A 14,348-nucleotide genomic window follows, 5' to 3' on the forward strand; every position below is an offset into this window, starting at 1 on the left:
GTGTGGGGCTCTACAGTCAGGTGGGGCGATAAAGGTTGCGACGGCTGATTGCCGGTTGCGCGGGAAATATGGGCAAAAGCCAGTCTTTATCCGCAGTGAGCGGCATTTTCCTCGTTGCTCCCCCTGTCTGGGTTGAGCCACGACCCGCCGCGCAAGCGGTTATCATCGCGGGTCGGGCTCCTTACGCTTGCTGCACCCCTCCCGGAATTGAAGGAAGTTTCATGAAAACCGCACTCCTGCTCATGTCCGCCCCGTTGCTGGCCGTGGGCGTCGCCCAGGCTCAGGAAGCTCCGCAGCAGGCACCGCCCATGCAGCAGCAGGCACCGACTGCTCCGGCCGAAGTTGCCGACGACGAGGTTGCCCGCTTTGCCCTTGCGGCGCTCGTCATCGAGCAGATCGCCGCTGACGAAAACATGGCGCAAGAACAACAACAATCGGCCATGATGGAAGTCGTCACACAGGCGGGGCTTGAACCCCAGCGATACAACCAGATCGCGACCGCCAGCCAGAGCGACACCCAGTTGCAACAACGCATCCAGGCCGCTGCAGACCAGCATATTGCGGCGGCGCAACAGGACCAGGCAGCGCAGAACCAGTAACGCCATCGGGGAAGGTTCGCAGCCTTCCCCGATTTTCGCTCAGAAGCCTGTCGCAAGGGCTTGATGCGCCTGTGTCAATGGCTCGCTCCGCCATGCTTCGTCACCCGGCCCGATGAACTCCGCCCGCCAGTCAGCCAGCGCAGGATTGTTCAATCTTGCGGGAACCTGCCCTGCTTCCCGACCGTCTGGAGAAGGAGCAAGCAACCACGCAGATGTCTAGCCGGAGAAGACCATGATCAAATGGGCAATTATTTTCGCTGTCCTGTCCCTTGTGATGGCGGTTCTGGGTTTCGGCGGCCTTGCAGGTGCCTTCATGGACATCGCCCAGGTCCTGTTCTGGCTGGCTGTGATCATCACCGTCATTCTCTTCGTGCTCGGTCTCACGATCTACAAGAAGATCACCTAGCACGGCGGGGATGGCACACGGGATGGTAGCGTGACCGGGCAGGCATCGGGAATCGGCGAACGCGCATTCATCAGGCGCACGCTGATCGTACTGACGCTGGCAGCGCTGTTCTTCCTTACCTGGCAATTGCGATCTCTCCTGCTGTTGTTCTTCGGAGCAGTGCTGATCGCGGTAATTTTCCGTTCGATTGCGCGGCCGATCCGGCGCTTCACCAAAGCCCCCGACGGCTTGGCCGTCGCGCTGGCGGTCCTGGCGGTAACCGGTGTCCTGGCTGGCGCAAGCTGGATGTTCGGTTCGGAAGTGAGCGCACAAGTGCGAACGCTTACGGAGGCATTGCCGGATGCGTGGCGAGTGATCGAACGTCGAATCAGCGAATGGGCCTTGGCCGAGAGCGTGGAGGATATGCTCGGAAGCGCGATACCGAGCGGCAGTGGCGTGCTTTCGGGTTTGAGCCGCTTCGTGTTGTCGTTCGGCAGCGGGCTGGCGGATATTCTGGTCGTGATGGTTGGCGGAATTTATCTCGCCGCGCAGCCGCAACTCTACCGGCGCGGAGCCTTGCAGCTGTTTCCGCCGCAACGCCGTGAACTGGCCGGCAAGGCCTTCGACGAGAGCGGACGAGCTCTGCGCTTGTGGTTGAAAGGTCAGCTCATCTCGATGGTCATCGTCGGCCTCCTGGTCGGGGTCGGTCTGTGGTTGATCGGGGTTCCATCCGCACTTGCGCTTGGACTTCTTGCCGCCCTTCTTGAATTCATCCCTCTGGTTGGCCCGATCCTGGCAGCCTTGCCAGCCTTGTTGATCGCCCTGGCACTGGGACCGCAGACTGCGCTGTGGGTGCTGGGCCTTTACCTGATTGTCCAGCAGATCGAAGGCAACATCCTCCAGCCCGTGGTTCAGCAATATGCGGTCGATCTGCCGGCAGTCACCTTGCTGTTCTCTGCTGGGTTTCGGCATGCTGTTCGGTGCCGCCGGAGTTGTCCTTGCCGCACCGCTGACCGTTGTGTGCTATGTGCTGATAAAGCGGCTATATGTCAGGGAAGCTCTGGGAACTCCCACCGCGATTCCGGGTGAGGAAGTGGGCCGGGACTAGGGGCTGCAAAACTTTCCTACAGTCCTCGCGACATGCCACATCGCTGCCATGGTATCCATCAGCCCCCTTCGGCGCGTTCTTCGTCCCCCGGCTCACGTCCCCGACGATCACGTCTTCGCCCGGGCAGGTGTCACTTTGTCCGCCGGTGCGCAAACCCGCCCGAATTCCCCGCTTTTACCCCCAAAACGAAAGTGACACCCTGTCTCTTGTGTCACCTTTATTCGCCTCCTCCGCCCACGCCAAAACGGCCCGGAACGTGAGAGTTCCGGGCCGTTGGGGGTGTGTGGGAGGCCTCGGGGAAAGGCCCCCCGGGGTGCTTGGTTTAGCGCAGCAGCGACAGGACGTTCTGCTGGCTCTGGTTGGCCTGGGCCAGCATCGCGGTCGAGGCCTGGCTCAGGATCTGCGACTTGGCGAGCGCGGTCGTTTCGGCCGAATAGTCGGTGTCAACGATGCGGCTGCGGGCGTCGCTGAGGTTGGTGGAATTGGTGGTCAGGTTGTTGATCGCCGATTCCAGGCGGTTCTGGCCGGCACCCAGCGTGGCGCGGGTGGCGCTGATATCGCCCAGGGCATCATCAACGTTGCCGATCGTGGTGTCGGCCAGGGCCGCCGTGCTCACGTCGAGCGCCGCGCCGAGGTTCGTGCCATCGATGCCCACGCTGGTCAGGGTGACCGTGTCGGTGGCATTGGTGGCGATATCGACCGTCACGTCGGTGCCGGCGGTGGTGCTAAACAGGGTCACGCCGTTGAACTCGGTGTTCGCCAGGATGTCGTCGATCTGGGCCGACAGTTCCGCCACTTCGGCATCCATGTAGCCACGGTCATCGGCGGAATAGGTTTCCGTCTTCGACTGGACGGCCAGTTCACGAACGCGCTGGAGCATGTTCGATACTTCGTCGAGAGCGCCTTCGGCGGTCTGGGCGAGCGCAATGCCATCATTGGCGTTGCGGATGCCCTGGTTCATGGCGCGGATGTCGGCGGTCATCGTGGTGGCGATGGCCAGGCCGGCGGCGTCGTCCTTGGCGCCGTTGATGCGCTTGCCGGTGGACAGGCGTTCCATCGCCACGCCCATCATCTTTTCGGCAGAGGTCGAGGCGTTCGAAGCACGCAGGGCACTGATGTTGGTGTTGATAACGGCCATTGTAGGTCTCCTGGTTGGTATCTCGGTTGGTCTTCGTCACATGCATTTGCCGCAGCCTGCATTCGTCGTTTGGCGCGGCTGCCAACCACAAGAGCGGCCCTGTCGCCGGATGTTTAAGGCTGGCCCCGCAGATGCGCCGTTTTGGGCGATAGGTGTTTTTGCGCAGGGTTAAGTTTCCGCATTGTTGGACGTTGGAGCGCCACTTTGTCCCCACAGATCGCAGGGTGATCAGGGTTAACGGGGACAAGTGACATGGCACGCATCAGCGTTGCTCGGGGGCTGGAAAAAAATCATGCGGGGCTGGCAAACTATGCCGCGGCCCTGCTGGCCGGATCGGGAAAAGGCGGCGAAGTGCTGCTGTGCGCCGAAGGGTCGGAACTTCCGGCGCGGCGCAGGGATGACCGGCTGGTGCTGCTCGCGCGGGGTGATGCTCCGGCGCTGGAGTTGGCGGGTTCGGGCGCGGTGCGGCTGACCTATGCTGATGATACCAGCCCGGCAGTGCGCGCAGCGCTGCTGGCAAGCGCTACCAGGCAGGGCGAGCCGGTAGCCGCCGATACCGGCAGTCTCGCCATGCTGGCCCTGGCGGCGCGGGTGGCGGCAAGCGATATCCCGGTGCTGGTCGAAGGGCCGACCGGAACCGGCAAGGAAGTGCTCGCCCGCTTCATCCACGCCAACAGCGCGCGGTCGGCAGGGCCCTTCGTGGCGCTCAATTGTGCGGCCATGCCCGAAGCCATGCTGGAGGCCATGCTGTTCGGCCACAAGAAGGGCGCCTTCACCGGCGCCACCGAAGCGGCCGAGGGTTTCTTCCGCGCAGCCGATGGCGGCACCCTGCTGCTCGACGAACTGGGCGAGATGCCGATCGGCTTGCAGGCCAAGCTGCTGCGCGCGCTGCAGGAAGGCGAAGTGGTGCCGCTGGGCGCGACCCAGCCGGTCAAGGTCGATGTGCGGATCATCGCCTGCACCAACCGCGACCTGGCAACCGAGATCGCCGCCGGCCGCTTCCGCGAAGACCTCTATTACCGCCTCAACGTATTCCCCCTGCGGCTGGAAGCCCTGCGCGAAAGGGCCGCCGATGTGGCTCCGCTGGCTTTCACCATGCTGCTGCGTCACGCAGGCCCGACCATTCCGTGGATCGCCGACGAGGCGCTGGCGAAGCTCGCCGCCCATGCCTGGCCCGGCAATGTCCGCGAGCTTGAAAACGTCATCCGCCGCGCGCTGCTGCTGGCAGGTGACGAGACAACCATAACCACCGCCCATGTCGTGTTCGACAGTGCGGTGCGCCCCGTCGGGGTGGGTGATTCCCTGGTCGCCCCGGTTCCCCCGGCCACCCCCGACGGGCACAACCTCTCCACCATCGTGCGCCGGTCCGAGGCGCAGGTGATCCTTGACACGCTTGACCGCAATGACGGCAACCGGCTGGCCACGGCCGCCGCGCTCGGCATCTCCGAACGCACGCTGCGCTACCGCCTCGCCTCGATGCGCGAGGCCGGGCTGGTCGCGGCAGGAGGTGCGCGGTGAACGGCGTTGGCGGGATTGGCGCTGCGGGAGGGGGCCTGCAACAGGTCCTCGCCATCCGTCGCCAGGTGGTCGAGCAATCCGATGCCCTGCGCAACCTGCGCGAGGCGGGGGCGAGCGGACAGACGGGCGCTACCCCCGAAGTCGGCGGCGGCTTTGCCGATACGCTGCGCTCCACGCTGGACCAGGTCAACACGACCCAGGCCCGCGCAAACGACATTTCCGCCGCCTACGAACGTGGCGAAGTGACCGACATCGCTCAGGTGATGATGGCCCGCCAGGAATCCAGCGTGGCCTTCGAGGCCACCCTGCAGGTGCGCAACAAGCTGTTGTCCGCCTACCAGGACATCATGCGGATGGGAGTGTGATAGATGGCTGAAGCCGATCTTCCCGCGACCCGCAGCCTTTCACCGCTGGGCGGCACGGGGACGCTGACCGAGCGGCTTAGCGGCCTGATGGCCAATCCGCTGGTCCGCCGCAGCCTGCCTGGCTTTGCCGGCGTGGGCACCCTGGCGGCAGTAGGCCTGCTGTACATGGCCCTGGCCGAAGGGCCGAGCCGCATGCTCTATTCCAGCCTGACCGACAGCGAGCGCGCCAGCGTGACCGCCGCGCTCGATGCGGGCGGCATATCCTACAATATCGATCCGGGCACCGGGGCGCTCAGCGTGGCTGAGGAGAACCTCTACCGCGCGCGCATGCTGGTGGCATCGGACGGCGCGCTGGCCAGCCCGGACAGCACTTCCGAAATGCTCGACGCGATCCCGCTGGGTTCCAGCCGCACGCTGGAAGGCGAGCGGCTCAAGAACGTGCGCGAGCGTGAACTGATGCGCACGATCGAGGAGATCGACGGGGTGGAGGCGGTGCGCGTCCATCTCGCTTCGCCCGAACGCAGCGTGTTCGTGCGCGACAATGTGGCCCCGACGGCATCGGTCATGCTGCGGCTGGCGCGCGGGCGGTCGCTGTCGAATGACCAGGTCCAGGCGGTGGTCAACCTCGTCGCGGGATCCGTCCCCGGCCTGTCGCCCGATGCGGTGCGGGTGGTGGATCAGCAGGGACGCCTGCTGTCCGATACCGGCGGCAACGCGGGTGACGCGCTGGAACTGCAACGCCAGTTCGAGGACAAGCTGCGGCTGCAGGTGGCGCAATTGCTGTCGCCGATGATCGGAGCAGGCAATTTCTCCACCGAAGTGCAGGTGGAGCTGGAAATGGCCGAGACCACTTCGGCGCGCGAAAGCTATGACAACGAAGGCGTGGTGCGATCGATCAGCGAGAGCAATTCGACGCGCGGCGGTGAAGCACTGGCAGGCGGCGTGCCCGGTGTAACCGCCAACACCCCGCCGCCGCCCAACGGGCTGGAGGAAGGCCCGCCGCAGGGCAATGCGCCCGGCGGGCAGCCTGCCATTGCCAATGGCGACACCAGCTCGCAGCGGACCTATGAACTGGGCCGCGAGGTCGCCGTATCGAGCACGAGGCCCGGCAGCGTGCGCCGCATATCGGTGGCCGTTGCCCTGTCGGAAGAAGCACTGGCAGCCATTGCCCCCGCCACCGCCGAACAGGTCCAAGAGCTCGTCTCTGCCGCCGTGGGCGCCAACGAGGCGCGCGGCGACCAGGTGCGGGTGGTCACCGGCGCATTCGAGGCAATCGAAGAGAACACCATCCCGTTCTACGAAACCAGCTGGTTCGCCATGGCGCTGCGCTATGGCACGGCGCTGATCGCGGTACTCCTCGGCCTGCTCCTCGGCGTACGGCCGATTATCGCCGCCTTGCGCGGTCCCAAGCGTGATGAGGCAAGCGTTGATGATGGCAACGAGGCTGAAGCCGCCGCCGAGGGCTCGCCCGCATCACCGATCCAGATTGTCGGCCAGCAACCGGGCAATTCGCCCCAGGATGACCTGCGCGAGCAGGTCGATCTTGCCCGTCGCCTCGCCAATGAGCAGCCCGAACGCGCCGCCGCCGCCCTGCGCCGGATGCTCGCCGCCCCTGTTGCCGGGACCTGACCATGAGCCTTGCCGCCCCAGCCTCCGAAGCCGAACGCGCCGCCGTCATCCTGATGCTGATGGACGACACCGAGGCCGCCAGCCTGCTCGGCCAGCTCGAGCCGGCCGAACTGCAGCTGCTGGGCGAAAAGATGATCGCGCTGGGCGATGTCGGGCCCGATCGCATTGCCACGGCCATCGAAGGCTTCGTCCGCCACGCCGCCAGCGGATCCCTGTCCGGCCATGACCGGCCCGCGCAGTTGCGCAGCCAGATGGCCATGGCGCTGGGCGAGGTGAAGGCCGATTCCATCATGCAGCGGATCGCCCCTGCCGAGCGTCCGCGCAGCCTCGAACTGGCGCGCTGGCTGGCGCCGCCAGTGCTGCTGGGCCTGCTTGAAGGCGAACACCCGCAGGCCATCGCCGTGCTCCTGCTGTTGCTGGAGGCCGAACCGGCTGCCGAACTCCTGTCGCTGATGCCCGCTACGCAGCATCCCGAACTGATCGAGCGGATCGCCCGGATGCGCAAGGTTTCGCACCACGCCATGACCATGCTCGACGAGATACTGTCGGCCCGCATCGCCCGCCGGTTCGGGCAGGAAGCCCTGACGCTTGGCGGCGCGCGCGAGGCGGCAGACCTGATCAACATGGCAACGGGCAATATCGGCAAGGTGGTGATCCCGGCCATCAGTGAGCGCGATGCTGACCTCGCCCGCGCGATCGAGGCCGAAATGTTCACCTTCGAGATGCTGTTCGAACTCGATCCGATGGCCATGGGACGCCTGCTGCGCGATGTGGAAAGCGAAGTGCTGGTCGATGCGCTGAAGGGCCTGGAGGAAGAACAGCGCGGTCCGTTCTTCGCCGCCATGTCGAGCCGTGCGGCCGATGGCGTGCGCGACGAAATCGAGATGCGCGGCCGCCTCAAGCTGTCCGAAGTGCGCGAGGCGCAGCGCCGCATGGTGGCCAAGGCCCGCGAGCTGGCCGACAGCGGCGAGATTGTCCTTGGGGCAGGGGATGGCGACTTTGTTTAGTCCCGCCTTTGCCTCCGGCTTTACGCCAATGTTCGCCGCGTCGCCCGAAGCCGGTCCCGATGCAGGACCGGCCTGGCTTTCCGCCCTGGCCAATCGCGGGGGATTTTCCGCCGATACCGCCTTTGCCCGCGCTGCTGCCGATGCACCCGCCGACCTGGTGCAAGAAGAGCAAGCGGCCATCGCCGCCGCTCTGGCCGAAGGCGAGGCCCGGGGTCGCGCGCTGGCCGAGGCCGAATTTGCCGAGCTGGCCGAAGTGCGCGCCACCCTGTCGCTGTCGATGGCCCAGCTCGACGAGATCATGCAGCAGCAGCTTGCCGCGCACCTTGCGGAAGCCGTTGCCGCGCTGTGCGAAACCGCGCTCGCCCCGCTGGTGCTTGATCGCGCGGCGCTGGAGCGCAGGTGTGTAACAGCGGCTGGCATGGTGGGTGAAGGGATCATCGACGCCAGCCTGCGACTCCATCCCGATGATGTGGCTCTGCTCGATTCCGGCTTCGCCTCCACCTGGCACATCCTGCCCGACGTGACGCTGGAACGCGGCACTGTAGTATTCGACACGGTCGAAGGTGCGGTGATCGACGGTCCGAGCGAATGGCGCCTGGCCTTGCGCGAGGCGCTGGGCCTGTGCTGAGCGTGATCGAGGACCAGATGCGGCGCATGGGCCGCTCCGCTCCGCTGCCACCCGCCACATTCGGCCCGGTTCCATTGGGCCGGATCGTCAGTTGCGATGGCGGGATGATCGAAGTTTCGGGCCTAGCCGCGCCCATTGGCACCCTGTGCCGCGCACGGGTGCGGCCGGGCGAACATGCTCCGGCGGCGGAAGTCGTCGGCTTTCGCGGCGGGCGCAGCCTGATGATGCTGCTGGGCGATACGGTGCGGCTGCAGCCCGGCACGCTGGTGCGGGCGGAAGGCCGCCCCGGCATGGTCATGGTGGGCGAGGATTATCTTGGCCGCGCAGTCGATGGCACCGGCACGCCGATAGACGGCGGGCCGCCGGTGAACGGCAGTGCCGCCTGGCCGCTGGGCGGTTTGCGCGAAGGGGCGCTGGAGCGGACTTCGGTCAGCCAGCCGTTCGATTGCGGCATCCGCGCCATCAACGCGCTCGCCACCCTGGGTGAAGGCCAGCGGGTTGGCATCGTGGCAGGGTCCGGCGTAGGCAAGTCGGTGCTGCTCGACATGATGGTGCGCGGCGCGGACTGCGACGTGGCGGTGATCGGCCTGATCGGCGAACGCGGGCGCGAGGTGTCCGACTTTGTCGCCCGACACATGGGTGGCGACCGGCGGATGAAGACCGCACTGGTCGCGGTTCCGGCAGACCACGCCGCCAACCTGCGGCTGCGGGGCGCGCAGCTGGCTTGCAGCCTGGCCGAATATTTCCGCGCCCAGGGCAAGCGCGTGCTGCTGGTGCTCGACAGCCTGACCCGCGTGGCCCACGCGGCGCGCGAGATTGCCCTGTCTCTGGGCGAACCCGGTGCGGCGCGCGGCTATCCTCCCTCCGCACTTGCGGCCATTACCAAGCTGATCGAGCGGGCGGGCAATTCCGCCACATCGGGCGGGGCGATCACCGGGATCTATACCGTCCTGGCCGATGGCGACGATGCCAACGATCCCGTGGTCGATACGGCGCGCGCGATCCTCGATGGGCACATCGTGCTCAGCCGCGAGATTGCCCAGCGCGGGGTCTATCCCGCGATCGACGTGCCAGCCTCGCTCAGCCGGGTGATGGAGGCCGTGGCCGACCCGGTCCACCGCAGGCAGGTGCGCGAATTGCGCGGGCTGGTGGCGGCAATGGACAGCAACCGCGATTTCCTGCTGATGGGGGCCTATCGCGCGGGCGTCGATCACCAGCTCGACCGGGCCATCGCCATGCAGGATGCGATCCGCATGTTCATGGAACAGGAAGCTGGCGAGACCGTGCCGCTCCACGCCAGCATTGCCGCGCTCGGCGGGCTGATGGGCCATGCGCAATCCCAACCGCAGGGTTGACCTGCTGCGCCGCATGACCCGCCTGCGCGAGGTCGAACAACGGGCCGCCGCCCTGCGCGTGGCCGAGGCAGCGGGACTGCACGGCCAGCTTATCCACCTCCACCAGCGCAGTGGCGAGATCGCGGCGGCCTATGCCAGCCACGAACATACCCACAATGCGGGCGATCTGGCCGGGCGCTTGCGCTTCCTGGCGGGCCTGCAGGCGATCCTCCACGAAACCGAAGGCGACCGGCGCAAGGCCGAACGGTCGAGCGAGGAGGCGCTGAGCGAACTCAAACTGGCCGAGCGCCGCCGCGACGTAGTGGGCGAGCGGCTGGTGGCCGAGCGGCAGGCGGCGGAAAAACAGCTCCGCGCGCGCGACGTTGCGGGGCCCAGTCCAATTTTGGCACGGAAATTGAAAGGCTGAAGGCAAGCGTCATACTCCAGCGGGAATTCGACACGTGAACCTGGCCTCGATCCTCAACCTGACACCCGCCGCACCCGGCACGCCGACCCTGCCAGAAGCCGCAAATACGCCTGCAACGTCGCTGGTTGGCGAGTTTTCCGCACTGCTCGGCCTTGCTGTCCTGCCGGCTACGGTTGAGGAACCGGCACAAGATGCGGCAAGCACCGGCAAGGACTTGCCGGGCCAGCACGGCAACCTCCTGCCGGAAGCTGCCGCTAATGACATGCTGCCGGGCGAACCGGCATCGCTGATGGCCTTGCCATCGTTCCTGATAATCACCTTACCCAAACAGCCTGAGGTGCGCGGAGCGGCAGTTTCCGCCGAAGTGCCCGGGCAGGTGCTGCAGACTATTCTGCCCGAAGCGCTGGCGGCAAAGCAGGCTGCCGCCAGCCCGCAACCCGCTCCCCCCGCGACAGGCGGGGCGATGCCAGCACCCGCAGCACCAGCAACTTCCGCAGCGCCCGCAGCGGCAACAGCACCCGCACCCGCAGCCCCCGTCTCCGCAGCCCCCGTCTCCGCAGCCCACGCTCCCGCGCAGGGTCTGCACATTCAGTTCGACCTGCTCCCGCCTGCCGCACCTGCCATCCAGCAAGCGCGCACCCCGCAGGCCGAGGCTGCCGCGCCGACCGCGCAACAGCTTGCCGCCATGCCGGCGGTCCAGGCGCTCGATCCGCGCCGCGAGCTGGCCGAACGGTCAGCCAACCCGCCCGTCACCGCCGCCGCTGTCATTCCCAAGGAGGGTGAGCTCCAGGCCACCGCGCCGGTCGCACCCGCTGCAGCGCCTGTGTTGCCCAGTCCCGTTGCAACCCCAGTCGCTGCGCCCGAGGCGGCACGAGTCGGCCCGATCGACACTCCAGCTGCACCCGCATCCGCCCCCCGCCACGATTTCGAAGCCGTGGTCGAACGCTTGTCGGAAGCGCGCGAGCTGGCCCGCCCGGGCCGCGCCACGATGCAGCTGGCACACCGCGAGTTCGGCGCAGTCAGCGTGCAGTTCGACATGGCGGGCCAGTCGCTCAAGGTCGGCCTGGCCAGCAGCGATACCGCCTTTGCTCCTGCGGTCCAGGCGGCGCTGGCTGTCCAGGCAGAGCGTCCGGTCATGGCCAGCGGAGAAGCGCAGGGCAGCCGCAGCGACCAGCAACGGTCCGACCAGCAGTTGCCTGCCGCGCAGTCCTCCGCTGCTCCGGCTTCGCAGGGTGACGGACAGGCCCGCGACCAGCAGGCCCGCAATACGCAAGGCCGCCATCCATCCGATCAGGTGCAGCGCCAGCCGCAGGACGGCGGTGAGCGCAGCGACAATGCCGCCGCCTCCGGCCGTGCGCGCGATGGCAGCCTGTTCGCCTGAACCTGACATCAAGGAGCTGAAGCAATGAGCAAGAAGAAGGAAGAGGGCGAGGACAAGCCCAAGTCCGGCAAGATGAAGCTGCTGGTCGGCGCGCTGGTCCTGATGGGCCTTGGTGCGGGCGGAGCCTATGGCGCGGTGCAGATGGGCTTCCTTGGCGCACAAACCGGGGATGCCGGCCCGAACCTGCCACGCCTGGTTGGCAAGACCGAGGCCGATCCCTTTGCCCCCCCGGCCGATGGCGCGGGCGTGGCCGTGCTGGGTGAAGGCGGCAGTGAATACCGCACCGCCTATTACAGCTTCGAGGAACCGTTCACGTCCAACCTCAAGGACTCGTCAGGCCTGGTGCAGGTGAGCATCGCGGCATCCACCCGCCACGATGGCCGGGTGATCCAGTGGCTCGCCCTGCACGAACTGGCGATCCGCTCCGCCATCCTGGTCGAACTGGCCGACACGCCGGAGGAAGATGCCTTTACCGTGGAGGGCAAGGACCGCCTGCAGCATCGGCTGGCAGGCGCCATGAACCGCGTGCTGGAAGAGAACGAGGGCTTTGGCGGGGTCGATAAGGTCCACTTCCGCAGCTTCCTGGTGCAATGATTTCCGAAGGCTTCCTGAAGGCGGAACGCGCGCTGGCTCAGCACAGCAACAGGCTGGGCGTGCGCGCGCCTGCGCCAGAGGAGCTGGCAGGCGCGCTGGGCGAGGCTGCCAAGCGCCTCAGCCGCGCGCTGGCCGAGGGCTTGCGTCCCCTGCTGGGCGGTGACCTGGCCGAAGTGACTTGCGGCAAGGTGGAAAAGTCCGCTGCGCCGCGCCTGCACAAGATGATCGATGCGGTGGCGGTGAACCTGGTGCTGGAAGATGCAGGCGGCGCGCAATTGCTCGCCAGCCTCGACTATCCCAGCGCGCTGGTACTGACCGACCAGGTGTTCGGCGGACCGGGCGAGGCACCGTCGCAACTGCCAGACCGGCTGCCTGCCGCGACCGACCTGACCATGGCGCGCCTGGCCGACGTGCTGGGCGAAGCGCTGGGCCAGGCATTCGAGCGCGAACAGCCGATGACCCTTGCCGCCCGCAGCGAAGTTCTGGGCAAGCTGGTCCGGGCCCGCGACGAGGACACGTTCCTCACCATGCGTTGCGACGTGGCGCTGGCGGGCAAGATGCCGTGGAGCCTGCTGCTGGTGCTCCGCCAGTCGCAGGCCGAACTGCTGCTGGCAGATCACGCCCGCGCCCCTCGCGCTACCGCTGCCGATGCAGCGCGCCCGCTGGCCGAACCCTTTGCCACCCTGCCGCTGGAACTGGTGGCGGTGCTGGCGGAAATGCAACTGCCCGTCAGCCGGGTTTCCACCTTGCAGCCGGGCGATACGATCCCGTTGGTCATTCCTGCGCAGATCCCGCTGCGGCTGGCCAATGTCACGCTTGCTCGCGGGCAGGCCGGTAGCGCCGATGGCGCCCTGGCCCTGCGCCTCACCCATATTTCGCTTCCCCATGAAGGACTTGCCCAAGATGACCGATAATTTGCGCGGCCTCGACCTGATCCGCGATGTCGATGTGACGCTGACCGTGGAGCTTGGCCGTACTCGGCTGGCCCTGAAGGATGTGCTGGCACTGGGAGAGGATTCGATTGTCCCGCTCGGCCGCCAAGTGGACGAACTGTTCGACGTCTTCGTCAACGGCAAGCTGATAGCGCGCGGCGAAGTGGTGACGGAAGGGAACCGCTTCGGCCTGCGCATCGTGGAACTGGCGGGCGATGATCGTGCCAGCCAGCGCGCTGTGGCGGAACGCGGTTGATGGTCTGGTATGTCCTCAAGCTGCTGCTGCTCCTGCCGCTGCTGGCGGGCCTGATCTGGGGCAGCCTGTGGCTGACCCGCAAGGCGCAGAGCCACATGACCCGCGCCGAAGGCAACAAGGTCAAGGCCGCGCGGCTGGTCGAGACGACTTTCCTCGCCCCCGGCATTCGCCTGGCGGTGATCGAATTCCGCGGTCGCGAGATACTCGTCGGCGCAAGCAAGCAGGGCCTCGTGCGGCTGGCCGAAGCCGATCTGCCGGTTACCCGCGCAGTGGAGTTGCAGCCGTGAAGCGCCTTGCCCTTACCCTGATTTTGTCCGCCACTGTCTTGCTGCCCGAAATCGCCCACGCCGCGGCGCCCGCTGCCGGGCTTGGTGGAGCGCTGGAGCGCGCGATGGACGGGGCCAATGGCGGGGCACCGCTATCGACTTCGCTCCAGCTCCTGCTCATCATGGGGCTGCTCACCATCCTGCCCGCGCTGGTGCTGATGATGACGAGCTTTACCCGCATCATCATCGTGCTGGGCATCCTGCGCCAGGCGCTGGGCCTGCAGCAATCGCCACCCAACCAGGTGCTGATCGGGCTGGCGCTGTTCCTCTCGCTGTTCATCATGGCGCCCACGCTGGAACAGGTGAACACCAATGCCATCGAACCCTATGCCGCCGGAACCATCGCGGCGGACGTGGCGATTGAGCGGTCGGGCGATGCCTTCCACGCCTTCATGATCCGCCAGACACGCGAGACCGATCTGGCGATGTTTGCCGACATGGCAGGCTATGGCAGCTTTGCCAGCGCCGATGACGTGCCGTTTTCGATCCTGCTGCCGGCCTTCGTGACCAGTGAGCTGAAGACCGCGTTCCAGATCGGCTTCATGCTGTTCCTGCCGTTCCTGGTGATCGACCTGGTGGTGGCCAGCGTGCTGATGAGCCTGGGCATGATGATGCTTTCTCCCACGATCATTTCCTTGCCGTTCAAGTTGTTGCTGTTCGTTCTTGTCGATGGCTGGGCACTGCTGATGGGCAGCCTTGCCCTCAGCTTCGGATAGGAGCC

General features: G+C 66.5%; 17 protein-coding genes. 16 read left to right on the forward strand and 1 reads right to left on the reverse strand.

Translation table 11 applies throughout. From position 1 onward, the window contains the following. The first annotated feature begins 221 nt into the window (after window positions 1–221). From M3P36_RS14075 to M3P36_RS14085, 3 genes are all read left to right on the forward strand, one after another. Entirely contained in the window at window positions 222–599 is a 378-nt protein-coding gene (locus M3P36_RS14075) for a DUF4168 domain-containing protein (RefSeq protein ID WP_249704335.1), read from the forward strand. Window positions 600–831: 232 nt separating this feature from the next. Next, window positions 832–1,005: a DUF1328 domain-containing protein gene (locus tag M3P36_RS14080; protein WP_249704336.1), complete on the forward strand. Its 174-nt coding sequence runs from the start codon at window positions 832–834 to the stop codon at window positions 1,003–1,005. A gap of 30 nt (window positions 1,006–1,035) precedes the next feature. Further along, window positions 1,036–2,073, forward strand: coding sequence for an AI-2E family transporter (locus tag M3P36_RS14085; protein ID WP_249704337.1), 1,038 nt, complete (start codon window positions 1,036–1,038; stop codon window positions 2,071–2,073). Between the two features lie 341 nt (window positions 2,074–2,414). Here M3P36_RS14085 and M3P36_RS14090 read toward each other — a convergent pair whose 3' ends face one another. After that, window positions 2,415–3,230, reverse strand: a complete 816-nt coding sequence (locus M3P36_RS14090) for a flagellin N-terminal helical domain-containing protein (protein WP_249704338.1) — start codon at window positions 3,228–3,230, stop codon at window positions 2,415–2,417. Between the two features lie 252 nt (window positions 3,231–3,482). On the opposite strand from M3P36_RS14090, the gene M3P36_RS14095 reads away from it, so the two are divergent. Genes M3P36_RS14095 through fliP form a run of 13 tightly spaced genes read left to right on the forward strand, consistent with a single transcriptional unit; the run spans window position 3,483 to window position 14,343 of the window. Continuing rightward, window positions 3,483–4,748 (forward strand): sigma-54 interaction domain-containing protein, encoded by a 1,266-nt coding sequence (locus M3P36_RS14095; RefSeq protein ID WP_249704339.1) that lies wholly within the window; start codon window positions 3,483–3,485, stop codon window positions 4,746–4,748. Then, entirely contained in the window at window positions 4,745–5,113 is a 369-nt protein-coding gene (gene fliE / locus M3P36_RS14100) for a flagellar hook-basal body complex protein FliE (protein WP_249704341.1), read from the forward strand. The genes M3P36_RS14095 and fliE overlap by 4 nt, the downstream gene beginning before the upstream one ends. Before the next feature lie 3 nt (window positions 5,114–5,116). After that, window positions 5,117–6,742, forward strand: a complete 1,626-nt coding sequence (gene fliF / locus M3P36_RS14105) for a flagellar basal-body MS-ring/collar protein FliF (protein WP_249704342.1) — start codon at window positions 5,117–5,119, stop codon at window positions 6,740–6,742. 2 nt (window positions 6,743–6,744) lie between these two features. Next, the gene (locus M3P36_RS14110; RefSeq protein ID WP_249704343.1) at window positions 6,745–7,749 is read left to right on the forward strand and encodes a flagellar motor switch protein FliG; all 1,005 of its coding nucleotides are present in this window, start codon (window positions 6,745–6,747) and stop codon (window positions 7,747–7,749) included. After that, complete coding sequence (locus M3P36_RS14115) at window positions 7,733–8,377, forward strand: FliH/SctL family protein (RefSeq protein WP_249704344.1); 645 nt, start codon at window positions 7,733–7,735, stop codon at window positions 8,375–8,377. Before M3P36_RS14110 ends, M3P36_RS14115 begins: the two co-directional genes overlap by 17 nt. A 17-nt stretch (window positions 8,378–8,394) precedes the next feature. Then, complete coding sequence (locus tag M3P36_RS14120; RefSeq protein WP_249704394.1) at window positions 8,395–9,732, forward strand: FliI/YscN family ATPase; 1,338 nt, start codon at window positions 8,395–8,397, stop codon at window positions 9,730–9,732. Then, the gene (locus M3P36_RS14125) at window positions 9,707–10,138 is read left to right on the forward strand and encodes a hypothetical protein (protein ID WP_249704346.1); all 432 of its coding nucleotides are present in this window, start codon (window positions 9,707–9,709) and stop codon (window positions 10,136–10,138) included. The genes M3P36_RS14120 and M3P36_RS14125 overlap by 26 nt, the downstream gene beginning before the upstream one ends. 34 nt (window positions 10,139–10,172) lie before the next feature. Next, window positions 10,173–11,519: a hypothetical protein gene (locus M3P36_RS14130; protein ID WP_249704348.1), complete on the forward strand. Its 1,347-nt coding sequence runs from the start codon at window positions 10,173–10,175 to the stop codon at window positions 11,517–11,519. A 24-nt stretch (window positions 11,520–11,543) separates the two neighbouring features. After that, window positions 11,544–12,113 carry a flagellar basal body-associated FliL family protein gene (locus M3P36_RS14135; protein WP_249704349.1) on the forward strand — a complete coding sequence of 190 codons (570 nt, stop codon included), beginning with the start codon at window positions 11,544–11,546 and terminating at the stop codon, window positions 12,111–12,113. Further along, a complete protein-coding gene (locus M3P36_RS14140) occupies window positions 12,110–13,027 on the forward strand; it encodes a FliM/FliN family flagellar motor switch protein (protein WP_249704350.1) in 918 nt (305 codons plus the stop codon). Before M3P36_RS14135 ends, M3P36_RS14140 begins: the two co-directional genes overlap by 4 nt. Next, complete coding sequence (gene fliN / locus M3P36_RS14145) at window positions 13,017–13,301, forward strand: flagellar motor switch protein FliN (protein ID WP_249704351.1); 285 nt, start codon at window positions 13,017–13,019, stop codon at window positions 13,299–13,301. Before M3P36_RS14140 ends, fliN begins: the two co-directional genes overlap by 11 nt. Continuing rightward, complete coding sequence (locus M3P36_RS14150) at window positions 13,301–13,588, forward strand: flagellar biosynthetic protein FliO (protein WP_249704352.1); 288 nt, start codon at window positions 13,301–13,303, stop codon at window positions 13,586–13,588. The genes fliN and M3P36_RS14150 overlap by 1 nt, the downstream gene beginning before the upstream one ends. Further along, the gene (gene fliP, locus M3P36_RS14155; protein ID WP_502798388.1) at window positions 13,585–14,343 is read left to right on the forward strand and encodes a flagellar type III secretion system pore protein FliP; all 759 of its coding nucleotides are present in this window, start codon (window positions 13,585–13,587) and stop codon (window positions 14,341–14,343) included. The genes M3P36_RS14150 and fliP overlap by 4 nt, the downstream gene beginning before the upstream one ends. Window positions 14,344–14,348: the final 5 nt, after the last annotated feature.

It is taken from the genome of Altererythrobacter sp. KTW20L (genome assembly GCF_023501975.1).
Classification (GTDB): domain Bacteria; phylum Pseudomonadota; class Alphaproteobacteria; order Sphingomonadales; family Sphingomonadaceae; genus Alteraurantiacibacter.

Bases quoted from the DNA above. Each gene is read 5' to 3' on its own strand.
- M3P36_RS14075 (WP_249704335.1), top strand. From the start codon at position 222: ATGAAAACCGCACTCCTGCTCATGTCCGCCCCGTTGCTGGCCGTGGGC.
- M3P36_RS14080 (WP_249704336.1), top strand. From the start codon at position 832: ATGATCAAATGGGCAATTATTTTCGCTGTCCTGTCCCTTGTGATGGCG.
- M3P36_RS14090 (WP_249704338.1), bottom strand. From the start codon at position 3,230: ATGGCCGTTATCAACACCAACATCAGTGCCCTGCGTGCTTCGAACGCC.
- M3P36_RS14095 (WP_249704339.1), top strand. From the start codon at position 3,483: ATGGCACGCATCAGCGTTGCTCGGGGGCTGGAAAAAAATCATGCGGGG.
- fliF (WP_249704342.1), top strand. From the start codon at position 5,117: ATGGCTGAAGCCGATCTTCCCGCGACCCGCAGCCTTTCACCGCTGGGC.
- M3P36_RS14110 (WP_249704343.1), top strand. From the start codon at position 6,745: ATGAGCCTTGCCGCCCCAGCCTCCGAAGCCGAACGCGCCGCCGTCATC.
- M3P36_RS14115 (WP_249704344.1), top strand. From the start codon at position 7,733: ATGGCGACTTTGTTTAGTCCCGCCTTTGCCTCCGGCTTTACGCCAATG.
- M3P36_RS14120 (WP_249704394.1), top strand. From the start codon at position 8,395: ATGCGGCGCATGGGCCGCTCCGCTCCGCTGCCACCCGCCACATTCGGC.
- M3P36_RS14125 (WP_249704346.1), top strand. From the start codon at position 9,707: ATGCGCAATCCCAACCGCAGGGTTGACCTGCTGCGCCGCATGACCCGC.
- M3P36_RS14135 (WP_249704349.1), top strand. From the start codon at position 11,544: ATGAGCAAGAAGAAGGAAGAGGGCGAGGACAAGCCCAAGTCCGGCAAG.
- M3P36_RS14140 (WP_249704350.1), top strand. From the start codon at position 12,110: ATGATTTCCGAAGGCTTCCTGAAGGCGGAACGCGCGCTGGCTCAGCAC.
- fliN (WP_249704351.1), top strand. From the start codon at position 13,017: ATGACCGATAATTTGCGCGGCCTCGACCTGATCCGCGATGTCGATGTG.
- M3P36_RS14150 (WP_249704352.1), top strand. From the start codon at position 13,301: ATGGTCTGGTATGTCCTCAAGCTGCTGCTGCTCCTGCCGCTGCTGGCG.